Annotated in this window: 23 protein-coding genes; 19 read left to right on the forward strand and 4 right to left on the reverse strand. The window is 55.3% G+C overall.

The genetic code is table 11. From position 1 onward, the window contains the following. The 19 genes from ACYCZJ_RS10830 to ACYCZJ_RS10920 form a co-directional block, all read left to right on the forward strand. On the forward strand, window positions 1-286 hold a 286-nt coding region (locus tag ACYCZJ_RS10830; protein ID WP_461554236.1), incomplete at its 5' end, for an MFS transporter. Between the two features lie 63 nt (window positions 287-349). Beyond that, window positions 350-1,753: a 3-isopropylmalate dehydratase large subunit gene (gene leuC / locus ACYCZJ_RS10835; protein ID WP_461554237.1), complete on the forward strand. Its 1,404-nt coding sequence runs from the start codon at window positions 350-352 to the stop codon at window positions 1,751-1,753. A 17-nt stretch (window positions 1,754-1,770) separates the two neighbouring features. Beyond that, entirely contained in the window at window positions 1,771-2,409 is a 639-nt protein-coding gene (gene leuD, locus ACYCZJ_RS10840; protein ID WP_461554238.1) for a 3-isopropylmalate dehydratase small subunit, read from the forward strand. A 31-nt stretch (window positions 2,410-2,440) separates the two neighbouring features. Continuing rightward, entirely contained in the window at window positions 2,441-3,505 is a 1,065-nt protein-coding gene (gene leuB / locus ACYCZJ_RS10845) for a 3-isopropylmalate dehydrogenase (RefSeq protein ID WP_461554239.1), read from the forward strand. 30 nt (window positions 3,506-3,535) lie between these two features. Beyond that, the gene (gene asd / locus ACYCZJ_RS10850; RefSeq protein WP_461554240.1) at window positions 3,536-4,648 is read left to right on the forward strand and encodes an aspartate-semialdehyde dehydrogenase; all 1,113 of its coding nucleotides are present in this window, start codon (window positions 3,536-3,538) and stop codon (window positions 4,646-4,648) included. Next, a complete protein-coding gene (locus ACYCZJ_RS10855; protein WP_461554241.1) occupies window positions 4,648-5,670 on the forward strand; it encodes an aspartate-semialdehyde dehydrogenase in 1,023 nt (340 codons plus the stop codon). Before asd ends, ACYCZJ_RS10855 begins: the two co-directional genes overlap by 1 nt. An 82-nt stretch (window positions 5,671-5,752) precedes the next feature. Then, complete coding sequence (locus tag ACYCZJ_RS10860) at window positions 5,753-8,419, forward strand: FimV/HubP family polar landmark protein (RefSeq protein ID WP_461554242.1); 2,667 nt, start codon at window positions 5,753-5,755, stop codon at window positions 8,417-8,419. Next, a complete protein-coding gene (locus tag ACYCZJ_RS10865; RefSeq protein WP_461554243.1) occupies window positions 8,419-9,069 on the forward strand; it encodes a CbiQ family ECF transporter T component in 651 nt (216 codons plus the stop codon). Before ACYCZJ_RS10860 ends, ACYCZJ_RS10865 begins: the two co-directional genes overlap by 1 nt. A gap of 6 nt (window positions 9,070-9,075) precedes the next feature. After that, window positions 9,076-9,852 (forward strand): tRNA pseudouridine(38-40) synthase TruA, encoded by a 777-nt coding sequence (gene truA / locus ACYCZJ_RS10870; protein ID WP_461554244.1) that lies wholly within the window; start codon window positions 9,076-9,078, stop codon window positions 9,850-9,852. Between the two features lie 12 nt (window positions 9,853-9,864). Then, window positions 9,865-10,488 (forward strand): phosphoribosylanthranilate isomerase, encoded by a 624-nt coding sequence (locus ACYCZJ_RS10875; protein ID WP_461554245.1) that lies wholly within the window; start codon window positions 9,865-9,867, stop codon window positions 10,486-10,488. After that, entirely contained in the window at window positions 10,475-11,674 is a 1,200-nt protein-coding gene (trpB, locus tag ACYCZJ_RS10880) for a tryptophan synthase subunit beta (protein WP_461554246.1), read from the forward strand. Before ACYCZJ_RS10875 ends, trpB begins: the two co-directional genes overlap by 14 nt. Before the next feature lie 84 nt (window positions 11,675-11,758). Continuing rightward, entirely contained in the window at window positions 11,759-12,559 is an 801-nt protein-coding gene (gene trpA / locus ACYCZJ_RS10885; RefSeq protein WP_461554247.1) for a tryptophan synthase subunit alpha, read from the forward strand. A 9-nt stretch (window positions 12,560-12,568) separates the two neighbouring features. Beyond that, on the forward strand, window positions 12,569-13,441 hold the full coding sequence (gene accD, locus ACYCZJ_RS10890) for an acetyl-CoA carboxylase, carboxyltransferase subunit beta (RefSeq protein WP_461554248.1): 873 nt from the start codon (window positions 12,569-12,571) through the stop codon (window positions 13,439-13,441). Continuing rightward, on the forward strand, window positions 13,442-14,710 hold the full coding sequence (folC, locus tag ACYCZJ_RS10895; RefSeq protein ID WP_461554249.1) for a bifunctional tetrahydrofolate synthase/dihydrofolate synthase: 1,269 nt from the start codon (window positions 13,442-13,444) through the stop codon (window positions 14,708-14,710). It begins immediately after the preceding gene. An 18-nt stretch (window positions 14,711-14,728) separates the two neighbouring features. Next, a complete protein-coding gene (locus ACYCZJ_RS10900) occupies window positions 14,729-15,445 on the forward strand; it encodes an SPOR domain-containing protein (protein WP_461554250.1) in 717 nt (238 codons plus the stop codon). Further along, complete coding sequence (locus ACYCZJ_RS10905) at window positions 15,442-15,933, forward strand: CvpA family protein (protein WP_461554251.1); 492 nt, start codon at window positions 15,442-15,444, stop codon at window positions 15,931-15,933. The genes ACYCZJ_RS10900 and ACYCZJ_RS10905 overlap by 4 nt, the downstream gene beginning before the upstream one ends. A gap of 5 nt (window positions 15,934-15,938) precedes the next feature. Beyond that, the gene (gene purF / locus ACYCZJ_RS10910) at window positions 15,939-17,471 is read left to right on the forward strand and encodes an amidophosphoribosyltransferase (RefSeq protein WP_461554252.1); all 1,533 of its coding nucleotides are present in this window, start codon (window positions 15,939-15,941) and stop codon (window positions 17,469-17,471) included. Window positions 17,472-17,606: 135 nt separating this feature from the next. Continuing rightward, window positions 17,607-18,782: an O-succinylhomoserine sulfhydrylase gene (locus ACYCZJ_RS10915; RefSeq protein ID WP_461554253.1), complete on the forward strand. Its 1,176-nt coding sequence runs from the start codon at window positions 17,607-17,609 to the stop codon at window positions 18,780-18,782. Next, complete coding sequence (locus ACYCZJ_RS10920; protein ID WP_461554254.1) at window positions 18,779-19,459, forward strand: hypothetical protein; 681 nt, start codon at window positions 18,779-18,781, stop codon at window positions 19,457-19,459. The genes ACYCZJ_RS10915 and ACYCZJ_RS10920 overlap by 4 nt, the downstream gene beginning before the upstream one ends. Here the strand turns inward: ACYCZJ_RS10920 and ACYCZJ_RS10925 are convergent. From ACYCZJ_RS10925 to ACYCZJ_RS10940, 4 genes are read right to left on the reverse strand one after another with little or no spacing between them, the layout of a single operon-like run. Then, window positions 19,431-20,183 carry a UDP-2,3-diacylglucosamine diphosphatase gene (locus ACYCZJ_RS10925; protein ID WP_461554255.1) on the reverse strand — a complete coding sequence of 251 codons (753 nt, stop codon included), beginning with the start codon at window positions 20,181-20,183 and terminating at the stop codon, window positions 19,431-19,433. The two genes, ACYCZJ_RS10920 and ACYCZJ_RS10925, sit on opposite strands and share 29 nt — an antisense overlap. Before the next feature lie 4 nt (window positions 20,184-20,187). Next, the gene (locus ACYCZJ_RS10930; protein WP_461554256.1) at window positions 20,188-20,679 is read right to left on the reverse strand and encodes a peptidylprolyl isomerase; all 492 of its coding nucleotides are present in this window, start codon (window positions 20,677-20,679) and stop codon (window positions 20,188-20,190) included. A 28-nt stretch (window positions 20,680-20,707) separates the two neighbouring features. Then, on the reverse strand, window positions 20,708-21,940 hold the full coding sequence (locus ACYCZJ_RS10935) for a L,D-transpeptidase family protein (RefSeq protein ID WP_461554257.1): 1,233 nt from the start codon (window positions 21,938-21,940) through the stop codon (window positions 20,708-20,710). Between the two features lie 40 nt (window positions 21,941-21,980). Further along, on the reverse strand, window positions 21,981-23,012 hold the full coding sequence (locus ACYCZJ_RS10940; protein WP_461554258.1) for a L,D-transpeptidase Cds6 family protein: 1,032 nt from the start codon (window positions 23,010-23,012) through the stop codon (window positions 21,981-21,983). Window positions 23,013-23,063: the final 51 nt, after the last annotated feature.

The following is a 23,063-nucleotide window of genomic DNA, read 5'->3' on the forward strand; positions in this document are numbered from 1 at the left end:
CCCCGGCTGGGTGATTTTTGCCCAGGTGCTGCATGCGGCGACTTTCGGGGCATTCCACGCGTCGGCGGTCGCGCTGATCCATCACTATTTCCGCGGCCGGCATCAGGCGCGTGGGCAGGGTATATATAGTAGTCTGGCATTCGGCGCGGGTGGCACCCTGGGCGGCTTGTACGCCGGTGTGATCTGGGACAGCCTTGGAGCGCAATGGACGTTTGCCATCGCTGCGGGATTCGCCGCGCTTGGATTTGGTTTGGTCGCATGGAAACTCAAGGCGATGGAAGCCTGATTCTGTGCATGCTTGCGCCAGCCTGTGTATAATTTTCGGTTCAACTATCAAGTGGCTGCAATCATGAGTGCGCAAACCCTTTACGACAAACTTTGGCAATCCCATCTGGTTCACGAAGAGCCGGATGGTGCCACATTGCTTTATATTGACCGTCATCTGGTGCATGAAGTAACCAGCCCGCAGGCATTCGAAGGCCTGCGCCTGGCCGGGCGTACACCGCGTCGTGCCGATGCGGCGGTGGCAGTGGCTGACCACAACGTCCCCACCACCAACCGCGCCGGCGGGATTGCCGACCCGGTTTCGCGTCTGCAGGTGGAAACGCTGGATCAGAATTGCGCTGATTTCGGCATTGTCGAATTCAAGATGAACGACGTGCGCCAGGGCATCGTGCACGTGATCGGTCCGGAAGAAGGGCTTACCCTGCCCGGCATGACCGTGGTATGCGGGGATTCCCACACCAGCACGCACGGGGCATTCGGTGCGCTGGCGTTCGGTATCGGGACCTCTGAAGTGGAACACGTGCTGGCCACCCAGTGCCTGGTCACCAAAAAATCCAGGGCCATGCGCGTCAATGTGGAAGGCGAACTGGGGCGCGGCGTGACCGCCAAGGACGTGGCGCTCGCCATCATCGGCAAAATCGGCACTGCCGGTGGTAACGGCTACGCGATCGAGTTCGTCGGCTCGGCGATACGCGGACTCTCCATGGAAGGGCGCATGACCTTGTGCAACATGGCGATCGAGGCGGGTGCACGCGCCGGCATGGTGGCGGTTGACGACAAGACTATCGACTATGTAAAAGACCGTCCTTACGCGCCCACGGGCAAGCAGTGGGATCAGGCGGTGGACTGGTGGCGCACGCTGGTGTCGGATACGGATGCGGTGTTCGACCAGGAAGTGCACATGGACGCCGCTGCCATCGTCCCGCAAGTGACCTGGGGCACTTCGCCTGAAATGGTGACCAGCGTGGACGGACGTGTGCCCGACCCGGCGGATGCGCCCTCCGAAGTAAAGCGCAGCGATTGGGAACGCGCATTAGCCTATATGGGGCTTGCGGCCAATACGCCGATCGAGAAAATCGCCGTGGACAAGGTGTTCATCGGCTCCTGTACCAATTCCCGCATCGAAGACCTGCGCGCCGCCGCCGCGGTGGTGAAAGGCCGGCAAAAAGCCGCCAGCGTAAAGCTGGCGATGGTGGTACCCGGTTCCGGTCTGGTCAAACAACAGGCGGAACAAGAGGGCCTGGACCGGATATTTCTTGCGGCCGGTTTTGAATGGCGCGATCCGGGCTGCTCGATGTGCCTGGCGATGAATGCCGACCGGCTTGAGCCGGGAGAACGCTGCGCCTCCACTTCCAACCGCAATTTCGAAGGCCGCCAGGGGCAGGGCGGGCGCACCCATCTGGTGAGTCCGGCCATGGCTGCCGCGGCCGCGGTGGCGGGGCACTTTGTCGATGTCCGTAAATTTTAACTTGAAGGAGTGAAATCATGCGCGCATTTACCTTACTAGACGGCTTGGTGGCGCCGCTTGACCGCGCCAACGTGGATACTGATGCCATCATTCCCAAGCAGTTCCTGAAATCCATCAAACGCAGCGGTTTCGGCCAAAATTTGTTCGATGAATGGCGCTATCTCGACCACGGTGAGCCAGGACAGGACGCCAGCAATCGCCCGAAAAATCCGGATTTCGTGCTCAACCAGCCACGTTACCAGGGTGCGCAGGTGCTGCTCGCGCGCGAGAATTTCGGCTGTGGATCGAGCCGCGAGCACGCGCCGTGGGCGCTGGAGGATTTTGGCCTGCGCGCCCTCATCGCCCCCGGTTTTGCGGATATTTTCTATAACAACTGCTTCAAGAACGGCTTGTTGCCCATTGTGCTGGACGCGGTCGTCGTCGATCGGTTGTTTCGTGAAACCGAGGCGGCGCCGGGGTACACCCTGCGGGTAGATATGGAACGGCAGACCGTGACCACACCCGGCGGTGAGTCCTTTGGCTTTGAAGTGGATGCGCACCGCAAACATTGCCTGCTGAATGGTCTGGACGACATTGGTCTGACCCTGCAGCAGGCGGACAAAATCCAGGCTTATGAAGAACGGCGCAAGCAGGAAGCGCCGTGGCTGTTTGTATAATTTTTTCTGATTTTGAATTGAAAGAATCCTTATGAAAATCGCAGTATTGCCCGGCGACGGCATCGGTCCCGAAGTCACCGCGCAGGCGGTGAAGGTGTTGCAGGCGCTGGATAGCGACGGCTTCAGGATCGAGATGGAACATGCCAGCATCGGCGGAGCGGGGTATGACGCAGCTGGCGATCCATTGCCGGACGCTACACTCAGGCTTGCGCGTGAATCCGACGCAATTCTGCTTGGTGCGGTGGGTGGCTATCAGTACGATACGCTGCCGCGCCCGATGCGCCCGGAGCAGGGCTTGCTGCGCATCCGCAAGGAACTCAACCTGTTCGCCAACCTGCGTCCGGCCACGCTCTATCCGGAGCTGGCTGATGCTTCCACGCTCAAACCGGAAGTGGTGGCGGGGCTGGACCTGATGATCGTGCGCGAGCTTACCGGCGACCTCTACTTCGGCCAGCCGCGCGGCATCCACGTCAACGCGGCGGGCGAGCGCGAAGGCTACAACACCATGCGCTACAGTGAGTCGGAAGTGCGGCGCGTGGCGCACATCGGCTTCCAGATCGCCATGAAGCGCGGCAGGAAACTGTGCTCGGTGGAAAAGGCCAACGTGCTGGAAACCAGCGAGCTGTGGCGCGAAGTGGTGATCGAGACCGCCCGACAATATCCCAAGGTGGTACTGTCACACATGTACGTGGACAACGCAGCCATGCAGCTGGTGCGCAACCCGAAGCAGTTCGACGTGATCCTCACCGGGAATATCTTTGGCGACATCCTTTCCGACGAGGCCTCCATGCTCACCGGTTCCATCGGCATGCTCGGTTCGGCGTCACTGGATGAGCACCGCAAGGGCATGTACGAACCCATCCACGGTTCGGCGCCGGATATTGCCGGCCAGGACATCGCTAATCCGCTCGCCACGATACTTTCCGTCGCAATGATGATGCGCTATACCTTCGGCCACGATGCTGTGGCCGACCGCATTGAGAATGCGGTGAAAAAAGTGATCAGCCAGGGGCTGCGCACCGCCGATATTTACACACCCGGCACCACCCGAGTGGGTTGCGCGGCCATGGGCGACGCAGTGCTTGCCGCGCTTTGACCGAATAAAGAACAACAGGAGACACAGAAAATGATGCGAGTAGGTCTGGTTGGCTGGCGCGGCATGGTTGGTTCGGTGCTGATGCAGCGCATGCGCGAGGAGCGCGATTTCGACGTGATCGAGCCGGTGTTTTTCACCACTTCGCAGGTGGGTGGCAAAGGCCCCGATATCGGCAAAGACGTTCCCGCATTGAAAGATGCCCGTAATCTGGATGAACTGCGCGCGATGGACGCCATCATTTCCACTCAGGGCGGCGACTACACCAGCGAAATTTTCGGCAAGCTGCGCGCAGCCGGCTGGAAAGGCTACTGGATCGACGCCGCCTCCACGCTGCGCATGGAAGCAGATAGTGTCATCATTCTCGACCCAGTGAACAAACACGTCATCCAGGATGCGCTGGCCAAAGGCGGCAAGGAGTTCATCGGCGGCAACTGCACCGTCTCGCTGATGCTGATGGCAGTGGGCGGATTGTTCCGCGAAAACCTGGTGGACTGGATTTCGGCCATGACCTATCAGGCTGCCTCGGGTGCCGGCGCGAAGAACATGCGCGAGCTGCTTACCCAGATGGGTGAAGCGCACCGTGCGGTGAAAAATCTGCTGGATGACCCGGCTTCCGCCATCCTCGACATTGACCGCGAGGTGACCGGTAGCATGCGCAGCAACAGTTTTCCGACCGCCAATTTCGGCGTGCCGCTGGCGGGTAGCCTGATTCCCTGGATAGATAAGGATCTGGGCAACGGCCAGAGCAAGGAAGAATGGAAAGCGCGCGCCGAGACCAACAAGATACTGGGCCGCAGCGATGATATGGTCGCCATAGATGGTGTGTGCGTGCGTATCGGCGCGATGCGCTGCCATAGCCAGGCGCTGACCATCAAGCTGAAAAAAGACGTGCCGGTGGATGAGATAGAAGCCATCGTCGCTTCCCATAACGACTGGGTGAAGGTGGTGCCTAACGAACGTCAGGCGAGCATGGCCGATCTTACCCCCACCGCCGTAAACGGTACGCTAACCGTGCCGATCGGGCGCATGCGCAAACTTTACATGGGCGGCGAATACCTGTCGGCCTTCACGGTGGGCGACCAGTTGCTGTGGGGCGCCGCCGAGCCGTTACGGCGCATGTTGCGCATACTGATAGAAGCCTGATGTCTAAAAAATTCGATGTCGCCGTCCTTGGTGCGACCAGTCTGGCCGGTGAAGCAATGCTGGAGCATTTGTCCGAACGCAATTTCCCGTTGGGCAAGTTGTATCTGCTCTCCCCCAGTCTGTCGGTAGGGGAGGAGATCAGTATCGCAGGACGCGATATTGTGGTTCAGGATGCCGAGCAATTTGATTTTTCCCAAGTACGCATAGCATTGTTTGCTGCCGGCGCTGAAGCAGCAGCGCATTATGCCGCCAGGGCCGCAGCGGCAGGCTGTGTGGTGATCGACAGCAGCCCGCAATTCCGTATGGATACGGCGGTGCCACTGATCGTGGCAGACGTGAACCCGGAAAGCATTGCCGGTTATTTGCCGCGCAGGCTGATCGCCAGCCCCAATGCGGCGACCATCCATTTACTGAAGGCGCTCAAGCCGATTCACGACGCTGTTGGAATCAGTCGTGTCAATGCCGTTACTTTCCAGTCCGTCTCGGGTAGCGGCAAGGATGCCATCAATGAGCTGGCTGATCAGACCCGTGCCATTTTCAATCTGTCTGAAACAGAAAATGCTGTTTATCCAAAACGGATCGCATTCAATCTTCTGCCGCAAATTGGCGCATTTCTGGATAGTGGTTATACGGTAGAAGAAATGAAAATGGTGAAAGAAACGCAGCGTGTGCTGGCCGATGAAAGCATGGCGATCAACCCGACGTCAGTGCGTGTCCCCGTGTTTTATGGACATGCCCAGGCGCTGCATATCGAGACGCGCAGCAAAATAGGTGAAGAGGCTGCACGTAATTTGCTAAAGAATAAGCCGGGTGTGACCGTAATAGACGAACGCGAGGATGGCAGCTTCCCCACACCGCTGGATGCGGCAGCGCAAGATGATGTGTTGATAGGCCGAATCCGTGCAGATGTTTCGCATCCAAACGGATTGAACATGTGGATAGTTGCGGACAATATTCGAGCCGGAACAGCGCTGAATTGTGTCAACATCGCAGAAATTTTTATTGAAAAATATCTGAAATAAGCGTATTGATATGGCTGGCTTTAAATTCACAATATAACTACATGAAGTTCTTGACAAAAGTCTTCAGTAACGAGGGATTGGCATGAGTCAAAAAAAGATCATTGCGAGTTATCTGTCGGCAGGTTTGTTGATGTTGCTGCCATTGACTTCACAGGCGGCCGGGTTGGGAAAACTGTCCGTCAGGTCTGCTTTGGGGCAGCCCCTCAATGCGGAAATAGAGTTGCTTGCCAAAGACAAAACGGAACTTGATGCCTTGTCCGCCCGACTGGCGGGCAATGATGCCTTCCGCGAAGCCAAAATCAATCCTGCAGCAGCGCTATATAATCTCAAGTTTGCCGTCGATAAAAAACCCGATGGCCGCGCGATACTAAAAATTACATCCAGCAAGCCGATCAATGATCCTTTCCTGGACATGCTGATCGAGCTGGATTGGGCTACAGGCCGAATGGTTCGTGAATACACGGTCTTGCTGGATCCGCCAGGGGCGGCAATGGCGCAAACCACAGTCGCGCCATTGCAAGTAACTACAGCCCAAACTGCTGGAAACGGCACCGGAACATCCACGGGTTCTACAACAGGGCCCCAGTCATCTGCCGGATCCAACACGAGCAATGGCGCGACCGCTGCGCGAAAATCGACTCATGCGGCAGAAAAAGGCATGACGCAGCCGGATAATATCCATGTCAAGCGTGGCGACACGCTGACGTCTATCGCCAGTCGAACCAAGCCTGATGGTGTCAATCTCGAACAAATGCTGGTAGGGCTGTATCGCGAAAACCGCAAGGCTTTTGATGGCAATAATATGAACCGCCTTAAGGCCGGCAAGATTCTGAAGATGCCAACTAAAGAGCAGGTTGCGGCGATCCCGGTGTCGGAAGCTGCTCGCGATATCAAGCTGCAATCGGCAGATTGGCAAAGTTACCGCCAGAAACTGGCGGGTGAAGTGGCCAGTACGCCAGCTGCACCAGAGAAATCCGCCCAGGCGGTCGGCAAAATCATGCCGAAAGTGGAAGATAAGGCTGCCCAGGCACAAGCCGGCAAGGATGTGCTTACCCTCTCCAAAGGTGAAGCCCCGGCCGGTAAAGCAGCCTCAGGCAAAGATACCCAACAGATAGCGGCTACGCAGAACAAGCTCTCCGCTATGCAGGAGGATGCCGCCGCTCAGCAAAAAGCCCTGCAGGATGCCAATAATCGCGTCGCAGCGCTCGAGAAAAACATCCAGGACATGCAGCGTCTGCTGGACATCAAGAGCCAGGCGCTGGCGGAACTGCAAAATAATGCCGCCAAGTCCAATACCCCGCAGTCTGCAGCGCCGAATGTCGCGGCACCTGTTGTTCCGCCAGTGCCCGTCAAACCGGTAAGCCCACCGCCAACTGTTGCTACCCCTAAGCCTGCAGCACCAACGGCGGTAACACCTGCACCTGGCAATGGCGGTGTCAGCTGGTATGAAAGCATTGATCCACTTTACCTGGGTGGTGGTGCCTTGGCCGCATTGCTGCTGGCCTTGCTGGCGTTCATGATGCACGGCAAACGCCGGCGCAAGGGCTTGTCGAATTTTGAAGACAGTATCATGGCTGGCACTGATATCCGCGCCAATACCGTCTATGGTACGCAAGGTGGTGGTAGTGCGGTGAATACAAGTGGTACGTCGTTCCTGACAGACTTCAGCCAGGCTGGCCTGGGCACGATAGACACACATGACGTGGATCCAATCGCAGAAGCCGAGGTTTATATGGCCTATGGACGCGATGCGCAGGCTGAGGAAATCCTGAAGGAAGCGCTGACCAAGGATCCGGGCAGGCATGAAATTCATCTTAAATTGCTGGAAATTTATGCAGCCCGTAAAAACCTGCCTGCATTTGAGTCCATTGCCACTGAACTGTATGCAGCACTGGGTGGCGAGAGCACGCCGGTGTGGGCCAAGGCGGCAGAACTTGGGCGCAAGCTGGATCCCAATAATCCACTGTACAACAACACAGGTGAAATACAGCAACCGGAAGGTTCGGGAAATAACAAGGACGCTGCAGCAACGGCAGTCATGGCTGCAGCGGGCATGGCAACGGTTGCGCTGGCTTCGCGCAGACGTGAGGATGATCTTGATGCTCCCGTCGCAGGCGCAGCACATCATGACGAAACTGCATCGGATTTTTCCCATCAGTTAGATATGACCGGGACGGCGTCAGATACATCTGACCGGAGCCTGGATTTCACATCGGGCGCGGAGCAGGGCATTATTGCCGAGGCGGTTGAAAAGCATGCCGCGCATGAAGATCTGGTGTTTGATGATCTGGATTCGATGGATTTGCCTGATGAGAAAGTCAATATAGAAGCTAATCCTGTTGCTCATGACGAGCTGGATTTCCCTGATCTGAACTTTGCGGCACCTGATTTCAACAGTGGTGCCACAGCCACGCCGCTTGAATCGGAACAAATGGCCGAGAATGGTCTGGACTTTGACTTTGATCTGCCGGAAACTGAAGCGCCGTTGGCAACATCCGAATCCGATACTGCACCGGATATGGATTTTTCCGATATCAGCCTGGATTTGAATGATATTGGCGATATGGGTACATCCGGGGATGAGGCTGACGAGGCATTCCAGGAAGTGGCAACCAAGCTCGATCTGGCTCGCGTTTATCAGGAAATGGGTGACAAGGAAAATGCCCGGGAAATTCTGCAGGAAGTCCTTCAGGAAGGGAACGTTACGCAAAAAGAGGATGCCCAGACGCTCCTTACCCAGATTGGTTGATGCTTAGCCTATCATCAATTCGTTGCAAACTGCATCCAGCCACAGCCATCGTGCTGTGGCTGTTTTTTGTTGTATGGCTGGAATTCGTCCAGCCTGCGATGCTGATTGTGGCCGCACTGGGTTTGATACCATGGTTGCGCGGCGTTACGCTGAATCAGTTTCTGCGTTACCTGCGCCGTACTCGCTGGTTATTGCTGACTTTGCTGGTGATATATGCGTATACGCTGCCGGGTGAAAATATTTCCGCTGCGCTGGGCAGCTTCAGTCCAAGCGTGCAAGGCTTGCAGTATGGGATATTGCGTCTGATGCGCATGATCCTGCTGCTGGCGGCGCTTTCCGTACTGATGATCCACACTTCCCGTAACGATTTGCTGCTCGGCCTGTTCAGGATTTTAAGTCCGCTACGATTACTGGGTGTGGATGCGGAACGCATTGCGGTGCGTCTCTGGCTTACATTGCACTATGCTGAAGCCGCCCTGGCCGATACCCGGACAATAAATATGAAGCAACGTCTTGAAGCGTTACAGTTAAATGCGGCTATGGCTACGGAAGCACCATCGCACATCGAATTGCAGGATCAGGCAATGGGATGGACTGATTATCTAAGTCTGCTATTAGCGCTGGCTGTTGGCGCAGTAACGCTCTGGTAGGTAGTTATGGCAAGAATTGCACTCGGGCTGGAATATGACGGCAGGAATTTTTGTGGCTGGCAGACGCAATCCGATGGTTGTGGTGTGCAAGATGCGCTGCAACGCGCGCTGGCGAATATCGCCGGGCATCCGGTTGAGGTGATCGCGGCCGGCCGTACTGATGCAGGTGTCCACGCAGCCATGCAGGTAGTTCATTTCGATACTCGCTTCGATCGTCCAATGAGTGCTTGGGTACGCGGCGTGAATAGTTTTTTGCCGGATAGTGTGGCGGTGCTATGGTCATGTACGGTTACGCAGGACTTTCATGCCCGTTTCAGCGCTTTGGCGCGCAGCTACCGCTATGTGCTGCTCAATCATCCGGTGCGCCCGGCATTGCAGGCAGGCAGAACCGGCTGGTTTCATGCGCCACTGGCACTAGAACCCATGCGTGCAGCAGCACAGTTATTGATCGGGACTCACGATTTCAGTGCTTTTCGAGCCGCCGCCTGTCAGGCGAAATCCCCGGTGCGTGAATTGCACAATCTGGATATCCGGCGTGACGGCGACCATATCATATTCGACCTAAAAGCCAATGCCTTCCTGCAGCATATGGTGCGCAACATCGTTGGCGCGCTGGTATATGTGGGTAAAGGCAAGCATGCGCCTTTCTGGTTGGCGGAATTGCTGGAGCAGCGTGATCGTAAATTCGCTGCGCCGACCTTTGCGCCGGATGGGTTATACTTGAGCGCTGTGCAATATGCTGAAGAATGGGGCTTGCCAGTAACGCAACGCCTTGATTTTTGAATAAAATATTTCATGCGAACCCGAATAAAAATCTGTGGCCTGACCCGTGTGACCGATGCTGTGCTAGCCGCCCACAGTGGCGCGGATGCGATCGGGCTGGTGTTCTATCCACCCAGCCCGCGCCATATCTCTGTGGAACAAGCCAGTGCCATCAGCCAGGCATTACCCGCTTTTGTTAGCCGCGTTGCGTTGTTTGTGGATGCCGATGCAGCGCAAGTAGACACGGTACTTGCCGGCTTGCGTCCCGACTTACTGCAATTTCACGGTGATGAGCCGCCGGAATATTGTCGACAGTTTGGTGTGCCTTATATCAAGGCGGCAAGAATCCGAAGTGGTCTGGATTTGATACAATACGCGGCCTTATACCCGGATGCGCTGGGCCTGTTGCTGGATGCTTTCGTGCCTGGTCAGGCGGGTGGCACGGGCCAGGTTTTCGACTGGGCATTGATTCCTGACAAGCTGCCCTTGCCATTGATACTCTCTGGCGGGCTGGGACCGGAAAACGTGCGCCATGCCATTCAAAGAGTGCATCCGTGGGCTGTGGATGTGTCCAGCGGCGTAGAAATCAGTAAAGGTATCAAAGACGCGACCAAGGTCGCGCAATTCATTCAAGAGGTGAGTAATGCGGATCGGTGAACTTCCGGACGAACGCGGACATTTTGGCCCATACGGCGGTATTTTTGTCGCTGAGACGCTGATTGCAGCGCTTGACGAACTGCGTCGCGAATATGAACTGGCGCGCAAGGATGCTGCCTTCATGGCTGAATTCCGATATGAGTTGAAGCACTATGTTGGACGCCCCAGTCCGATTTATCATGCCAAGCGCTGGTCGGAGCATCTGGGGGGCGCGCAGATATACCTCAAGCGTGAAGACCTCAACCACACCGGCGCGCATAAAATAAACAACACCATCGGCCAGGCGTTACTGGCGCGGCGCATGGGCAAGAAGCGAGTTATTGCTGAAACTGGTGCGGGCCAGCATGGCGTCGCCTCGGCTACCGTGGCAGCACGCTACGGCATGGAATGTGTCGTCTACATGGGCTCAGATGATGTGATTCGGCAGTCGCCCAATGTGTATCGGATGAAGTTATTGGGTGCTACCGTCGTACCCGTATCTTCCGGCTCAAAAACCCTGAAGGACGCGCTCAACGAGGCCATGCGCGACTGGGTCACCAACGTTGAATCGACCTTTTATATTCTGGGAACCGCAGCTGGCCCGCACCCTTATCCCATGCTGGTGCGGGATTTTCAGTCCGTCATCGGCGACGAGTGCCTCACCCAGATGCCAGACATGATCGGTCGTCAGCCCGATGCAGTGATTGCCTGCGTGGGTGGCGGCTCCAATGCCATCGGTATTTTTTACCCATACCTCGATCACAAGGACGTGCGTTTGATTGGTGTTGAAGCCGGAGGGGACGGTGTTGCCACCGGCCGCCATGCAGCCCCCCTGTCTGCCGGCACTCCCGGTGTGCTGCATGGTTTCCGCAGTTACCTGATGCAGGATGAGAACGGCCAGATCATCGAAACACATTCGATTTCCGCCGGTCTTGATTACCCCGGGGTTGGCCCGGAGCACGCCTGGCTCAAGGATAGCGGCCGTGCTGAATACGTTGCCATCGACGACGACGAAGCCCTGAAATCTTTCCATGATTTATGCCGGTTTGAAGGCATTATTCCCGCGCTGGAATCCAGTCATGCGCTCGCTCATGCAGCCAAGATGGCGCCTGGCATGAACAAGGATCAAGTGCTGCTGGTCAATCTGTCCGGGCGGGGTGACAAGGACATCAATACCGTGGCGAAGATTTCAGGGATAGCGCTTTAATGCATCCAGACAGGTGGCTGGCGTGAATATTTCATCAAATCCGGTGAAGCTTCCCGATACGGATTATTTCAAGAAGAGTATGCAATGAGCCGCATTGGCCAAACTTTTACCGCGCTTAAAGCGCAAGATAAAACCGCGCTGATTCCTTTCATCACCGCCGGCGATCCTGATCCGCAGCTCACTGTGCCGATTCTGCATGCGCTGGTGGCGGCGGGGGCGGATATCATCGAAATGGGAGTACCTTTTTCTGATCCGATGGCGGATGGACCGACCATCCAGCGTGCGTCCGAACGGGCGCTGAAGCACCATGTCGGGCTCAGGGATGTGCTGGGCATGGTCGCGGAATTCCGTAAAACCGATACTACAACTCCCATCGTACTGATGGGATATGCCAATCCTGTAGAACGCATGGGGTATGAGGTTTTTGCAAAAACTGCGGCCACGGCTGGTGTGGACGGCGTGTTGACGGTGGATATTCCCCCTGAAGAGAGCGCTGGCGTCGCCGATGTGTTTGCCGCCCATGGTGTCGACATGATCTTCCTGCTCTCGCCGACCACGCCCGAAGCGCGCATCAACGTGGTGGCGCAGAAGGCCAGCGGTTTTGTATATTATGTCTCACTCAAGGGGGTGACTGGTTCGGCCAGCCTCGATTTGACCGAGGTGGCCTCGCATATCCCTGCAATTCGCGAGCATTGTGGTTTGCCCGTCGGTGTCGGATTCGGTATTCACGATGGTGAAACAGCCCGGGCAATCGCCGGGTTTGCTGATGCGGTGGTGATTGGTAGTCGTATCGTGCAGGAAATAGAAAATTCTCCACGCGAGAAAATTGTTGAAAATCTCTCTAATTTCGTAAGCGGCATCCGTGCTGCGATAGATGCAAAATAAGGAAATTCCATGAGTTGGTTCCAGAAAATTCTGCGCCCTAAAATCAATCGCAGGGAAACCGATGGCGCAGCCAAGAAAGTCATGCCGGAGGGTTTGTGGAGCAAGTGCCCGACTTGTGAAACGGTGCTGTACCGTGCCGATCTGGAAAATAATCTGGAAGTTTGTCCCAAGTGTGGCCACCATCATCGTATTGATGCCCGCGCCCGGCTGGCAATGCTGCTGGATGCCGAAGGTCAACAGGAGATCGGTGCCAGGATAACCCCGCTGGATACCTTGAAGTTCAAGGACAGCAAACGTTATATCGACCGTTTGACCGAAGCTCAGCGTGCTACGGAAGAAAAAGATGCATTGATCGTCATGCAGGGCAGTATAAGGTCGGTGCCGGCCGTCGTCGCCGTGTTTGAATTCAAATTCATGGGCGGTTCGATGGGCGCCGTGGTAGGTGAACGTTTTGTGCGCGGCGTCGAAACCTGTCTGGAATATAAAATACCTTTTATCTGTTATGCGGCCAGCGGTGGAGCCCGCATGCAGGAAGGCTTGTTCTCCCTGATGCAGATGGCGAAAACCAGCGCAGCATTGACCAAACTGGCTGAAGCCAGGTTGCCGTTTATTTCCGTGCTGACTGATCCGACTATGGGTGGTGTGTCAGCCAGTTTTGCCATGCTTGGCGATCTGATTATTGCCGAGCCAAAAGCACTGATCGGTTTTGCCGGTCCGCGCGTGATTGAACAGACGGTACGGGAAACATTGCCGGAGGGCTTTCAGCGTTCTGAATTCCTGCAGCAGCATGGTGCGATTGATCTGATTATTGACCGTCGTGAAATGCGTGATCGGCTGGCCAGTTTGCTTACCATGATGCAGCGTATGCCTACCGCGGCCTGAATGCCGGACAATACCCCAGCCAGTCTTGCAGATTGGCTAATTCACCTTGAAGCACTGCATCCCAAGACGATCGAGTTAGGGCTGGAACGGGTCGATTTGGTCAGAATTGCGCTGCAACTGTTGCCTCCCATGCCCGTGATCCTGGTCGGTGGCACGAATGGTAAAGGGTCGGTCTGCACCTATCTGGAAGCCATGCTTGCTGCGGCAGGATACAAGGTGGGTCTGTATACGTCACCGCATCTGCTGCGTTATAACGAGCGTATCCGTATGGATCGTTGCGAAGTCGATGATGCGGCCCTGTGCAGGGCTTTTGCGGCGGTTGAGGCCGCACGCGGGCCGGTATCGCTGAGTTATTTCGAGTTTGGCACGCTGGCTGCCGTGTGGCTGTTTGACCGTGCAGAAGTCGATGTCATGGTGCTGGAAGTAGGTCTGGGCGGAAGGCTCGATGCCGTCAATGTATTCGATCCGGCGTGCGCAATTGTCACCAGTGTGGACATTGACCACGCCGAGTATCTGGGCGATACGCGCGAAAAGATAGGATTTGAGAAAGCCGGAATTTTCCGTCCCGATCGTCCCGCTGTTTGCGGGGAAGTTTGCCCTCCGCAATCCCTGACTCGGCATGCCGCCGCTATCGGTGCGGATTTACGCATTATCGGGCAGGCATTCAGCATAGAGACCGGGGCAAGAGACTGGCATTACATCGGCCAGCGTGAATATCGGAATTTGCCCAATCCGGTCATGCTGGGCCGATATCAGTTGAATAATGCCGCCTGTGCCATTGCGGCACTGGAAACTCTCGAAGACAGTTTGCCGGTCAGCGAGGTGGCGATTCATCAAGGTTTGCAGAGCGCACAAGTTGCAGGGCGCTTCCAGATATTGCCTGGACAACCCGAGGTGATACTGGATGTGGCACACAATCCGCATGCTGCCGCTGCACTGGCAGCCAATTTGAAAGCCCGCCCGAGCAGCGGTAAAACACTCGCCCTTATGGGGATGCTTGCAGACAAGGATATCGATGGTGTGGTGCAGGCCATGCATGCCGAAATAGATGAATGGTTGTTGGCCAGTCTGAATGTGGCACGCGGAGCGACGGCACAGGTGCTTTATGATGCGTTACGTCAAGCCGGCGTTCGTGGATCGATAATATGTAGCGATAATGTCGAAAATGGATGGTCGCGTGCCTGTGAACGGGCAAGCGAAAATGATAGAATCTGCGTCTTTGGTTCCTTCTACACTGTCGCTCAAGTATTGCAACTGACTGGCAGATAAACAGGAAAATATTGCATCATGGCCATTCAAGCCACTACTGAAGAACAATTGCGCTTGCGCCGTCGCGCGCGCCGCCGCCTGCTGGGTGCCGGGACGCTGCTATTGCTGGCAGCAATTGTGCTGCCCATGTTGCTGGACAAGCAACCACGCCCGCTGGATCGTGATATTGAAATTCGCATTCCATCGCCCACGGCAGCCCCCTTGGCGTCCGCTCCGCCAGTTGTTTCCAGCGTGCCTGCCGCACCAGTGGTTACGCCTCCTGAAGCACCGGTGGCAACCGATAAAATGAGCGCGCCGCCCTCCCCAGCAGCTACGGAAGACAATCAGGTTGCGCCAAAAACCAGGCCGTTACAGGAATCCAGTAGCGAGCGCAAGCCCGTTGCGCCTAAACCTGCGCTTGAGCACAAACCAGTACAGACGACCGAAAAAGCACCAGAGAAGCCTGTGCAGAAAGCTGAACCTGCTCACAAAACAACCGCAACGGCACTTGAAAAACCGGTGCTGACCACCCATTTTGTTGTTCAGTTAGGTGCATTCAGCAATACGGATAATGTGGGCCAGCTGCGTGACAAGCTGCAGGCTGGCGGGATTCATACCTATACTGAAGCATTGTCGGGCGGTGCCACCAGAGTGCGCGCGGGACCCTTTAAAACCCGCGAACAGGCGGATAGTGCGCAGGCCAGGATTGCCCTTCTTGGGATTCAATCAACCGTGGTGAGTATAGACAAACCGTGACCGGTTTCGATTTTGTTGTCATCGCGATTATTGCTCTATCAGTGTTGATCGGCTTGATGCGGGGGGCGGTCAAGGAAATATTGTCACTGGCGGCCTGGGTATTGGCTTTCGTGACAGCAAAAGCATTTGCCACGACTGCAGCAGGCATCATGCCGCATTTTATTAGTAATCCGGCCTTACGTTATCTGGCCGGATTCCTCCTCATCTTCATCGTGGTGATGGCGCTGGCGATGTTATTGAGTTTGCTGTTATCGGAGTCATTGAAGGCACTTGGCTTGGGGCCCATAGATCGAATATTGGGTGTGGCATTCGGTTTTCTGCGTGGGGTGGTGATAGTAACCATACTGGTGCTGATTGCCGGATTGACCCAGTTGCCGAAAACCGATATGTGGCGCCAGGCGGCGTTTTCCGGGATATTTGAAACCTTGGCTATTATGGTTAAACCGTGGTTGCCGATTGATCTGGTCAATCATCTTCATTACAGGTAATTATCATGTGCGGCATAATCGGCATCGTTTCTCATAGCCCCGTCAACCAGCTGCTCTACGATGGCCTGCTGGTGCTGCAGCATCGTGGCCAGGATGCTGCGGGTATTGTTACTGCTGAAGGCAATACTTTCCACATGCACAAGGCCAACGGCCTGGTGCGTGATGTGTTCCGCACCCGCGACATGCGTAACCTGCTGGGCAATGCGGGTATCGGTCATGTGCGTTATCCGACCGCAGGTAATGCGGCTTCCAGCGCTGAAGCGCAGCCTTTTTATGTCAATTCGCCGTTTGGAATCGTGCTTGCCCACAATGGTAATCTTACTAATGCCGACCAGCTCAAGGAGGATCTGTTCCGGCTTGACCTGCGGCATGTGAATACCAGTTCCGATTCTGAAGTGCTGCTGAATGTTCTGGCGCATGAACTGGTGGAAGTGGGCAACAGCCACCGGCTCAGTCCGGAGCGGATTTTCAAGGCGGTATCGGGAGTGCATCGACGTTGCAAGGGCGCCTATGCGGTGGTTGCGATGGTCGCCGGGCATGGGCTGCTGGCATTTCGCGACACTTATGGCATCCGCCCGCTGATCATTGGCAGCCGTCAAAGCGCAACAGGCATGGAATACATGGTGGCCTCGGAAAGCGTGGCGATTGACGCACTGGATTTCAAAATCATGCGCGATGTCGCACCCGGCGAGGCAGTTTATATTGACGAAGCCGGGCAGTTCCACAGCATGCAATGCGCGCAGCGGACCGAGTACTATCCGTGCATTTTTGAATATGTTTACCTGGCGCGTCCGGATTCGGTGATCGATGGGGTATCCGTCTACGAGAGCAGGCTACGCATGGGTGAGAGCCTGGCGGAAAAGATTCGTCGCGACTGGAGCCATCTGGATATTGATGTGGTGATCCCGATTCCGGATACCAGCCGCCCCAGTGCGCTGCAACTGGCCAATCAACTCGGCCTGGCCTACCGCGAAGGGTTTATCAAGAATCGCTATATCGGCCGTACTTTCATCATGCCCGGGCAAGCGATGCGCAAGAAATCGGTGCGCCAGAAACTCAATGCCATCGGGATGGAGTTTAAAGACAAGAACGTGCTGCTGGTGGACGATTCCATCGTACGCGGCACCACCAGCCGCGAGATTGTGCAAATGGCCCGCGATGCAGGTGCACGCAGGGTATTTTTTGCCTCCGCTGCGCCGCCGGTGCGTTTTCCCAATGTGTATGGCATTGACATGCCGACGCGTCAGGAATTGCTTGCTACGGGCCGCACTGACGCAGAAATTGCCCATGAAATCGGCGCGGATGCACTGATCTATCAGGATATCGATTCGCTGATTGAGGCAGTGCGCAAACTCAACCCGGGTTTGCTGCATTTCGATGCATCCTGTTTCAATGGCGAATATGTCACCGGTGACATTTCCGATGCCTATCTGGCCATGATTGAGTCCGTACGCTGCAATCCGGGCTTGAAGGATGGCAACGATATGGATACCTTGCAACTCGACCTTAATCTGGTTGCTGGCGGACGCGCGGGTTGACGCGCTGTGGCGCGTAGCGCTATAGTCAACCTCATGCGCCGATTTGAAACAGCTTGCGGGCGCTTAATAAATTCAGCTAAAGCGGAACAACCCGTTCCAGCTTCAGGCTGAACGGGTTTTTTTATTGGAGACAGCATGGACGAAAATTACGATATTGAAACCCTGGGCGTGCGCGCCGGTATAGAGCGCAGCCAGTTCAACGAGCATAGCGAGGCGTTGTTCCTCACTTCCAGCTTCGTGTTCAACAGTGCCGCGCAGGCAGCGGCGCGCTTCAAGGGTGAGGAACCGGGCAATATTTACGCGCGCTTCACCAACCCCACTGTGACCATGTTCGAACAGCGTCTGGCCGCACTGGAGGGAGCGGAGCGCTGTGTTGCGACGGCTTCCGGCATGTCCGCCATCCTGGCCACCGTGATGGGGCTGCTGTCGGCCGGCGACCATATTGTTGCTTCGCGTTCCATCTTTGGCTCCACGGTGCAATTGTTCAACAACATCATGGCGCGCTTTGGAATAGAGACTACGCTGGTATCAGCGACCAATGTGGACGAATGGCGCCATGCGGTACGCCCCAATACCAAATTGTTTTTCCTTGAATCGCCATCCAATCCACTGACTGAAATCAGCGACATCGCATCGCTTTCTGCCTTGGCCAAGGAATGTGGTGCACGGCTCGCAGTAGACAATTGTTTCTGCTCACCGGCGTTGCAACGTCCACTGACGCTGGGGGCGGATATCGTCATTCATTCTGCCACCAAGTATCTGGACGGTCAGGGCAGGGTGCTGGGAGGCGCTGTCCTGGGCAGCCGGGAATTGATGGAAGGCGTGTTTACTTTTTTGCGTACTGCGGGGCCCACGCTGAGCGCCTTCAATGCCTGGATATTTCTGAAAGGGATGGAGACGCTGAAGTTGCGCATGGATGCCCATTCTGCTTCAGCGTTGCAATTGGCGAACTGGCTGGAGCAGCATCCGGGTGTGGAGCGCGTATATTATCCGGGCCTGCCATCGCACCCGCAGCACGAACTGGCCATGCGCCAGCAGCGTAGTGGCGGCGGTATCCTTGCATTCGATGTAAAAGGCGGTAAAGAGGCAGCATGGAAAGTGGTGGATGCAACCCGCATGATTTCCATTACCGCAAATCTGGGTGATGCGAAAACCACCATTACCCACCCTGCGACCACCACGCATGGCAGGCTGGCGCCAGAACAGCGTAGCGCCGCAAGTATCGGTGACGGGCTATTGCGGGTGGCAGTGGGACTGGAATCGGTGCGCGATATTCAACATGATCTGGCGAGAGGATTGGACGCGTTATGAACAAACTGATTAAAGGCGTTGTCTGGCTGATGCTGTTATGGCCGGTGTTGGGTCTGGCCGAGAACATGACCGAACTGGACTATCTCGACCAGGACCCGGGTACTGCGGCTTATCCAACCCGTATCCTGGTGAACACGAAATTCATGCGGATGGATTCAGGCAAGGACACTGGCGATTTTATTTTGATGGACCGGCATTCGGGCGCGATTTATAACGTAATACAGAGCGAGAAGAATATTTATCGCTACAATCCGCATAAGGTGAAACTGGCAAAACCCACGCCGTGGAAAATCCAGGAGGAGGTCAAACAGTTGCCGGGCGATACCCGGAAATTCACTCTCGGCGTGAATGGCAAGCCTTGCATGGAAATCACTGCGACGCAAAAGCTTTTGCCGGATGTCGTATCCGCGCTCGCCACTTATCGGCAAGCACTGACTTGGGTGGAGTCACTCACCTGGCAGCGAACACCACCGGAAATGCGCGATCAGTGCGATCTGGTGCAGCATGTATTCGAGATTCGTCGAACCCTGCAATATGGGTTGCCCATCCAGGAACTGTATGTCAACGGGCGTAGCCGTCGTTATGTGTCCAACAGCGTGCGGGCGTCGCAACCGGCACTGTTCCAGTTGCCGTCAACATACAAAATCATTAACGCGGATCAGATCCAGGGAAATTAAGGGATTGTGTAGCGCAACCCTGCGAGTCGCAGCGCAGATAACCGCCCTTGTCGTACCAGTCCTGCAATACCCAACGCTCGCATGCGTGCCCGTCAATTGTTAATTGATGGTGGGCGGGGCGGTGAGTGTGACCATGAATCAGGCGTGGATAGCCATATTTGCGCAGCGTTTCGATCACGGCCTGATGATTCACGTCCATAATTTCGGCCGCTTTTTCCTGTTTGGCCTGTTCGCTATGAGTGCGTGCCTGCTGGGCCATTGCATGGCGTTTTGCAAGCGGCTGGGCAAGAAAACCCGCTTGCCAGGCAGGATCGCGTACTTGTGTCCGGAACGCCAGATAGGCGGTGTCATCCGTGCACAGCGTATCGCCATGCATGAGCAGGGTGGGTTGGCCGTATAAATTCAGCAGCGTGGGATCTTCCAGAAGCTGCGCGCCACATGCATCGGCAAATGCCTGCGCCAGCAAAAAATCGCGGTTGCCATGCATCAGGTACACCGCCACATCACGCTCGGTGAGTCTGCGTATCGCATGAACAACGTCACGGCTCAAGGCCGTTTCGTCATCATCGCCCACCCAGGACTCGAAGAGATCACCAAGAATGTAGAGTGCCTCGGCATCAGCCGCGCGCGTTTCCATAAAATCAAAAAACAGCCGGCTGATTTGCGGCCGGCTCTCGCACAGATGCAGATCCGAGATGAACAGGCTGTGCGGCTTGCCACCCATGCGATCAGGCGACTTCGGCGCGCTCGATGATGACGTCCTCGGATGGTACGTCCTGATGGCCGGCGCGATTACCTGTTTTGACTTTCTTGATTTTATCCACGATGTCCTGACCTTCCACGACCTTGCCGAAGACGCAATAGCCGAATCCTTGCGGTGTGGCAGCGGTAAAATTCAGGAAGCTGTTATTGGCGATGTTGATAAAGAACTGGGCAGTGGCCGAATGCGGGTCCGGGGTGCGGGCCATCGCAACCGTATAAGCCTCGTTTTTCAGGCCATTGGCAGCTTCATTTTCGACCGGTGCATTAGTCGGTTTCTGGTTCATACCCGGTTCGAATCCGCCGCCCTGGACCATGAAACCGTCGATCACGCGATGAAAAATAGTGTTGTTATAAGCACCGCTATTCACATAGTCGAGAAAATTGGCGACAGTTTTGGGTGCCTTGTCGGCGTAGAGATCAATGGTGATGACGCCGTGGTTGGTATGCAGCTTGACCATATATATGCTCCAATATTGAGGGTGAATTTTAAAGTGTGGATTCCATGACGATTTTCCATTCGCCGTGGATATTTTGCCAATATTGCCGTTTGCGGCTACGGGAATTCAAGTTGCTACTCCGATAATCCTGGTCGAAGTTCACTACGACCATATCGTTTTCGCCCGGATATTCAAGCACGCTGATTTGCGATAATTTGATCTTGATCCAGCTTTTTGTCTCGTTGATACGTTTTTTTTCTGCAGCCCAGTCGGTAAGATTTTCACCGTTTGCACTGAAGCTGCCAGCATAATGCTTCAGATATAATGCGGTGTTAAGACTTTCCCAGTCGTGCCGCCAGGATTCCAGAGCACTTATCAGCGTTGCCTTGTCGGTATCAATGCTTTGCGGCGAAACCCAGTCGATATGCGCGGTAATGATCATCGGGGTTATTCCGATTGTCAGGTATTTACCCAGTTCGCTCAAGTCGGAATTAGCCAGCACCACACACCCATCACTGGATTTCGGAGCGCGGCTGTAGGTATCGTAAGGTGTGCCATGCAGCCAGATACCGTGTCCGCGGCGTCCCTGTTTTTGATCCCAGTCATTGGGGTAATTCAGCGGGAAGACCTCATCACCGTATAAAGGCCCTATTTTTTTGCCATCTTTCTTGCCGGTGATGTAATACACGCCCAGCGGTGTGCGCTTGTCGCCCTCACGGGTTTTGTCACTCCCGTTTTTACCGATCGTGACATAAAAATCCGCAAGACGAGTCAGCACGCCATCCTTGTTTTGGAACAGATACAAGCGCGATTTCGACGTGTCGACCACGACGGCAGTTGTCTGGCTCGAGTCAAGCTGCAGCAATTCGCGCGGAATCAAACCCTTGGCAGGCTGCTGGAGATAACTGTTCAATCGTACGCGCGCTTCCGAGCGTAAATCATCCAGTTGACTGGGGGCTGCCTTGACATTGCCCATGGTCATGATGGGCTGTGCGCGAGCCAATAGCAGATCGCCGCGTATCAGCTGCGCAAGGCGAAAATCCGGATAAAAGCTGACCAGACGATCGATGTTTTCGAGTGCCTGATCCAGATGATTGTGGCTAATCGAAAGCAATACCTGATTAAGCATGGCTTCCGGATGATTGCGTTCGGGGCTGAAAGGGCGTGAGTGCCCGGTCGACAGCGAAAAGGGTGAAGTCGCCATAGCCACGATCTCTTGCGTTTGTGCAGTCGTTGCCACGCATAACATGACGAGCAAGATGGTGCGAATCAGTTTTACCATGATGCCGGACAGACGCGTTTGAAATCAGATGGGGTAGGTTTCAGCGGTTACGCTCTTCGGTGATCAGCCAGCTGTGCCCTGACTTCACCAATTCCAGCACCTTATGGGTGCTGGAAGAGAAGCTGTCGGAGCGATAGCTTTGCCGGAAACTGGCCTGATAATGCTTGGCGCCAAGCTCTTTAATCTGCAAATTTGTTATTTCCACAGCGATTTTCTTTGGTGTGGTCACCCGTTCGCGCCGGCTTTTTTCCCAGGCTGCATGTGATTCATTACCCGAAGGTTTGAATTTTGGGGAATAGGCGGCCAGATAGGTGTTTATATCGCGTCGTGACCAGGCTTTCGCCCAGGCATCAACCGTAGCGGTGACAGCGGCAATGTCCGGATTTTCCTTGGGTGCCTCAGCTTGTTCTTTTTCGGGTGATTTGGGCGCGGTCTCTGCCTTGATGGCAGGTGGTGCAACAGGTTTGGCCGCCGCACTGGGTTTGGGTGCGGGTGTTTCTACGACAGGATTTTTCTTCTTGTCATCGCTCACCTTGGCAACCAGCACAGGTTTGCCGTTGTTGCTGAATAACTCGCGAATCATCGATAATTTGGTTTGCGCGGAAGTATTGTGAGTATCAAGCTGCAATGCCTTGTCGTAGGCAGCGGAAGCCATTTTGGCATATATGTCGCCCAGATTTTCCTGGGCGGTGGCATAGCTTGGGTTGGTGCGAATGGCCATTTGCAAGGCGTTTTTGGCCTCGTCATACTTGCCCTGTGCGGCATAAAGTACGGCCAGATTATTGTAAGGTTCGGGCAATCCTGGAAAATCCTTGGTGAGCGCCGTGAATGTTTTAATGGCTTCGGCATTTTTGTTCTGCTCAGTCAGGATCAGGCCTTTCATAAAACGGGTTTGCGCATCTTGCGGATTTTTTTCAATGTAGGCGTTGGCACGGTCAAGGGCGGTGTCCAGATGGCCCTGCTTCATCAGGTTGCTGATCGCTTGCACTTCAGGTGCGGGGACCGCACTCGCCTGTGGGGAGAATGGGGTAAATAAGGCAATCAAAAGTACAAAAATCGGAATGGATTTCATTATGATATACTCGGTTGGCCGCGATTCCAGAGGAGGCTAATTCTAGCAAGA

It is taken from the genome of Sulfuriferula sp., from assembly GCF_054605375.1.

Coding starts and splice junctions, on each gene's coding strand:
- ACYCZJ_RS10920 (WP_461554254.1), top strand. CDS start 18,779: ATGAACAAACTGATTAAAGGCGTTGTCTGGCTGATGCTGTTATGGCCG.
- ACYCZJ_RS10865 (WP_461554243.1), top strand. CDS start 8,419: ATGCTTAGCCTATCATCAATTCGTTGCAAACTGCATCCAGCCACAGCC.
- ACYCZJ_RS10915 (WP_461554253.1), top strand. CDS start 17,607: ATGGACGAAAATTACGATATTGAAACCCTGGGCGTGCGCGCCGGTATA.
- folC (WP_461554249.1), top strand. CDS start 13,442: ATGCCGGACAATACCCCAGCCAGTCTTGCAGATTGGCTAATTCACCTT.
- ACYCZJ_RS10940 (WP_461554258.1), bottom strand. CDS start 23,012: ATGAAATCCATTCCGATTTTTGTACTTTTGATTGCCTTATTTACCCCA.
- ACYCZJ_RS10935 (WP_461554257.1), bottom strand. CDS start 21,940: ATGGTAAAACTGATTCGCACCATCTTGCTCGTCATGTTATGCGTGGCA.
- leuC (WP_461554237.1), top strand. CDS start 350: ATGAGTGCGCAAACCCTTTACGACAAACTTTGGCAATCCCATCTGGTT.
- ACYCZJ_RS10855 (WP_461554241.1), top strand. CDS start 4,648: ATGTCTAAAAAATTCGATGTCGCCGTCCTTGGTGCGACCAGTCTGGCC.
- asd (WP_461554240.1), top strand. CDS start 3,536: ATGATGCGAGTAGGTCTGGTTGGCTGGCGCGGCATGGTTGGTTCGGTG.
- ACYCZJ_RS10860 (WP_461554242.1), top strand. CDS start 5,753: ATGAGTCAAAAAAAGATCATTGCGAGTTATCTGTCGGCAGGTTTGTTG.
- truA (WP_461554244.1), top strand. CDS start 9,076: ATGGCAAGAATTGCACTCGGGCTGGAATATGACGGCAGGAATTTTTGT.
- leuD (WP_461554238.1), top strand. CDS start 1,771: ATGCGCGCATTTACCTTACTAGACGGCTTGGTGGCGCCGCTTGACCGC.
- ACYCZJ_RS10875 (WP_461554245.1), top strand. CDS start 9,865: ATGCGAACCCGAATAAAAATCTGTGGCCTGACCCGTGTGACCGATGCT.
- accD (WP_461554248.1), top strand. CDS start 12,569: ATGAGTTGGTTCCAGAAAATTCTGCGCCCTAAAATCAATCGCAGGGAA.
- purF (WP_461554252.1), top strand. CDS start 15,939: ATGTGCGGCATAATCGGCATCGTTTCTCATAGCCCCGTCAACCAGCTG.
- ACYCZJ_RS10930 (WP_461554256.1), bottom strand. CDS start 20,679: ATGGTCAAGCTGCATACCAACCACGGCGTCATCACCATTGATCTCTAC.
- ACYCZJ_RS10925 (WP_461554255.1), bottom strand. CDS start 20,183: ATGGGTGGCAAGCCGCACAGCCTGTTCATCTCGGATCTGCATCTGTGC.
- ACYCZJ_RS10900 (WP_461554250.1), top strand. CDS start 14,729: ATGGCCATTCAAGCCACTACTGAAGAACAATTGCGCTTGCGCCGTCGC.
- trpA (WP_461554247.1), top strand. CDS start 11,759: ATGAGCCGCATTGGCCAAACTTTTACCGCGCTTAAAGCGCAAGATAAA.
- leuB (WP_461554239.1), top strand. CDS start 2,441: ATGAAAATCGCAGTATTGCCCGGCGACGGCATCGGTCCCGAAGTCACC.
- trpB (WP_461554246.1), top strand. CDS start 10,475: ATGCGGATCGGTGAACTTCCGGACGAACGCGGACATTTTGGCCCATAC.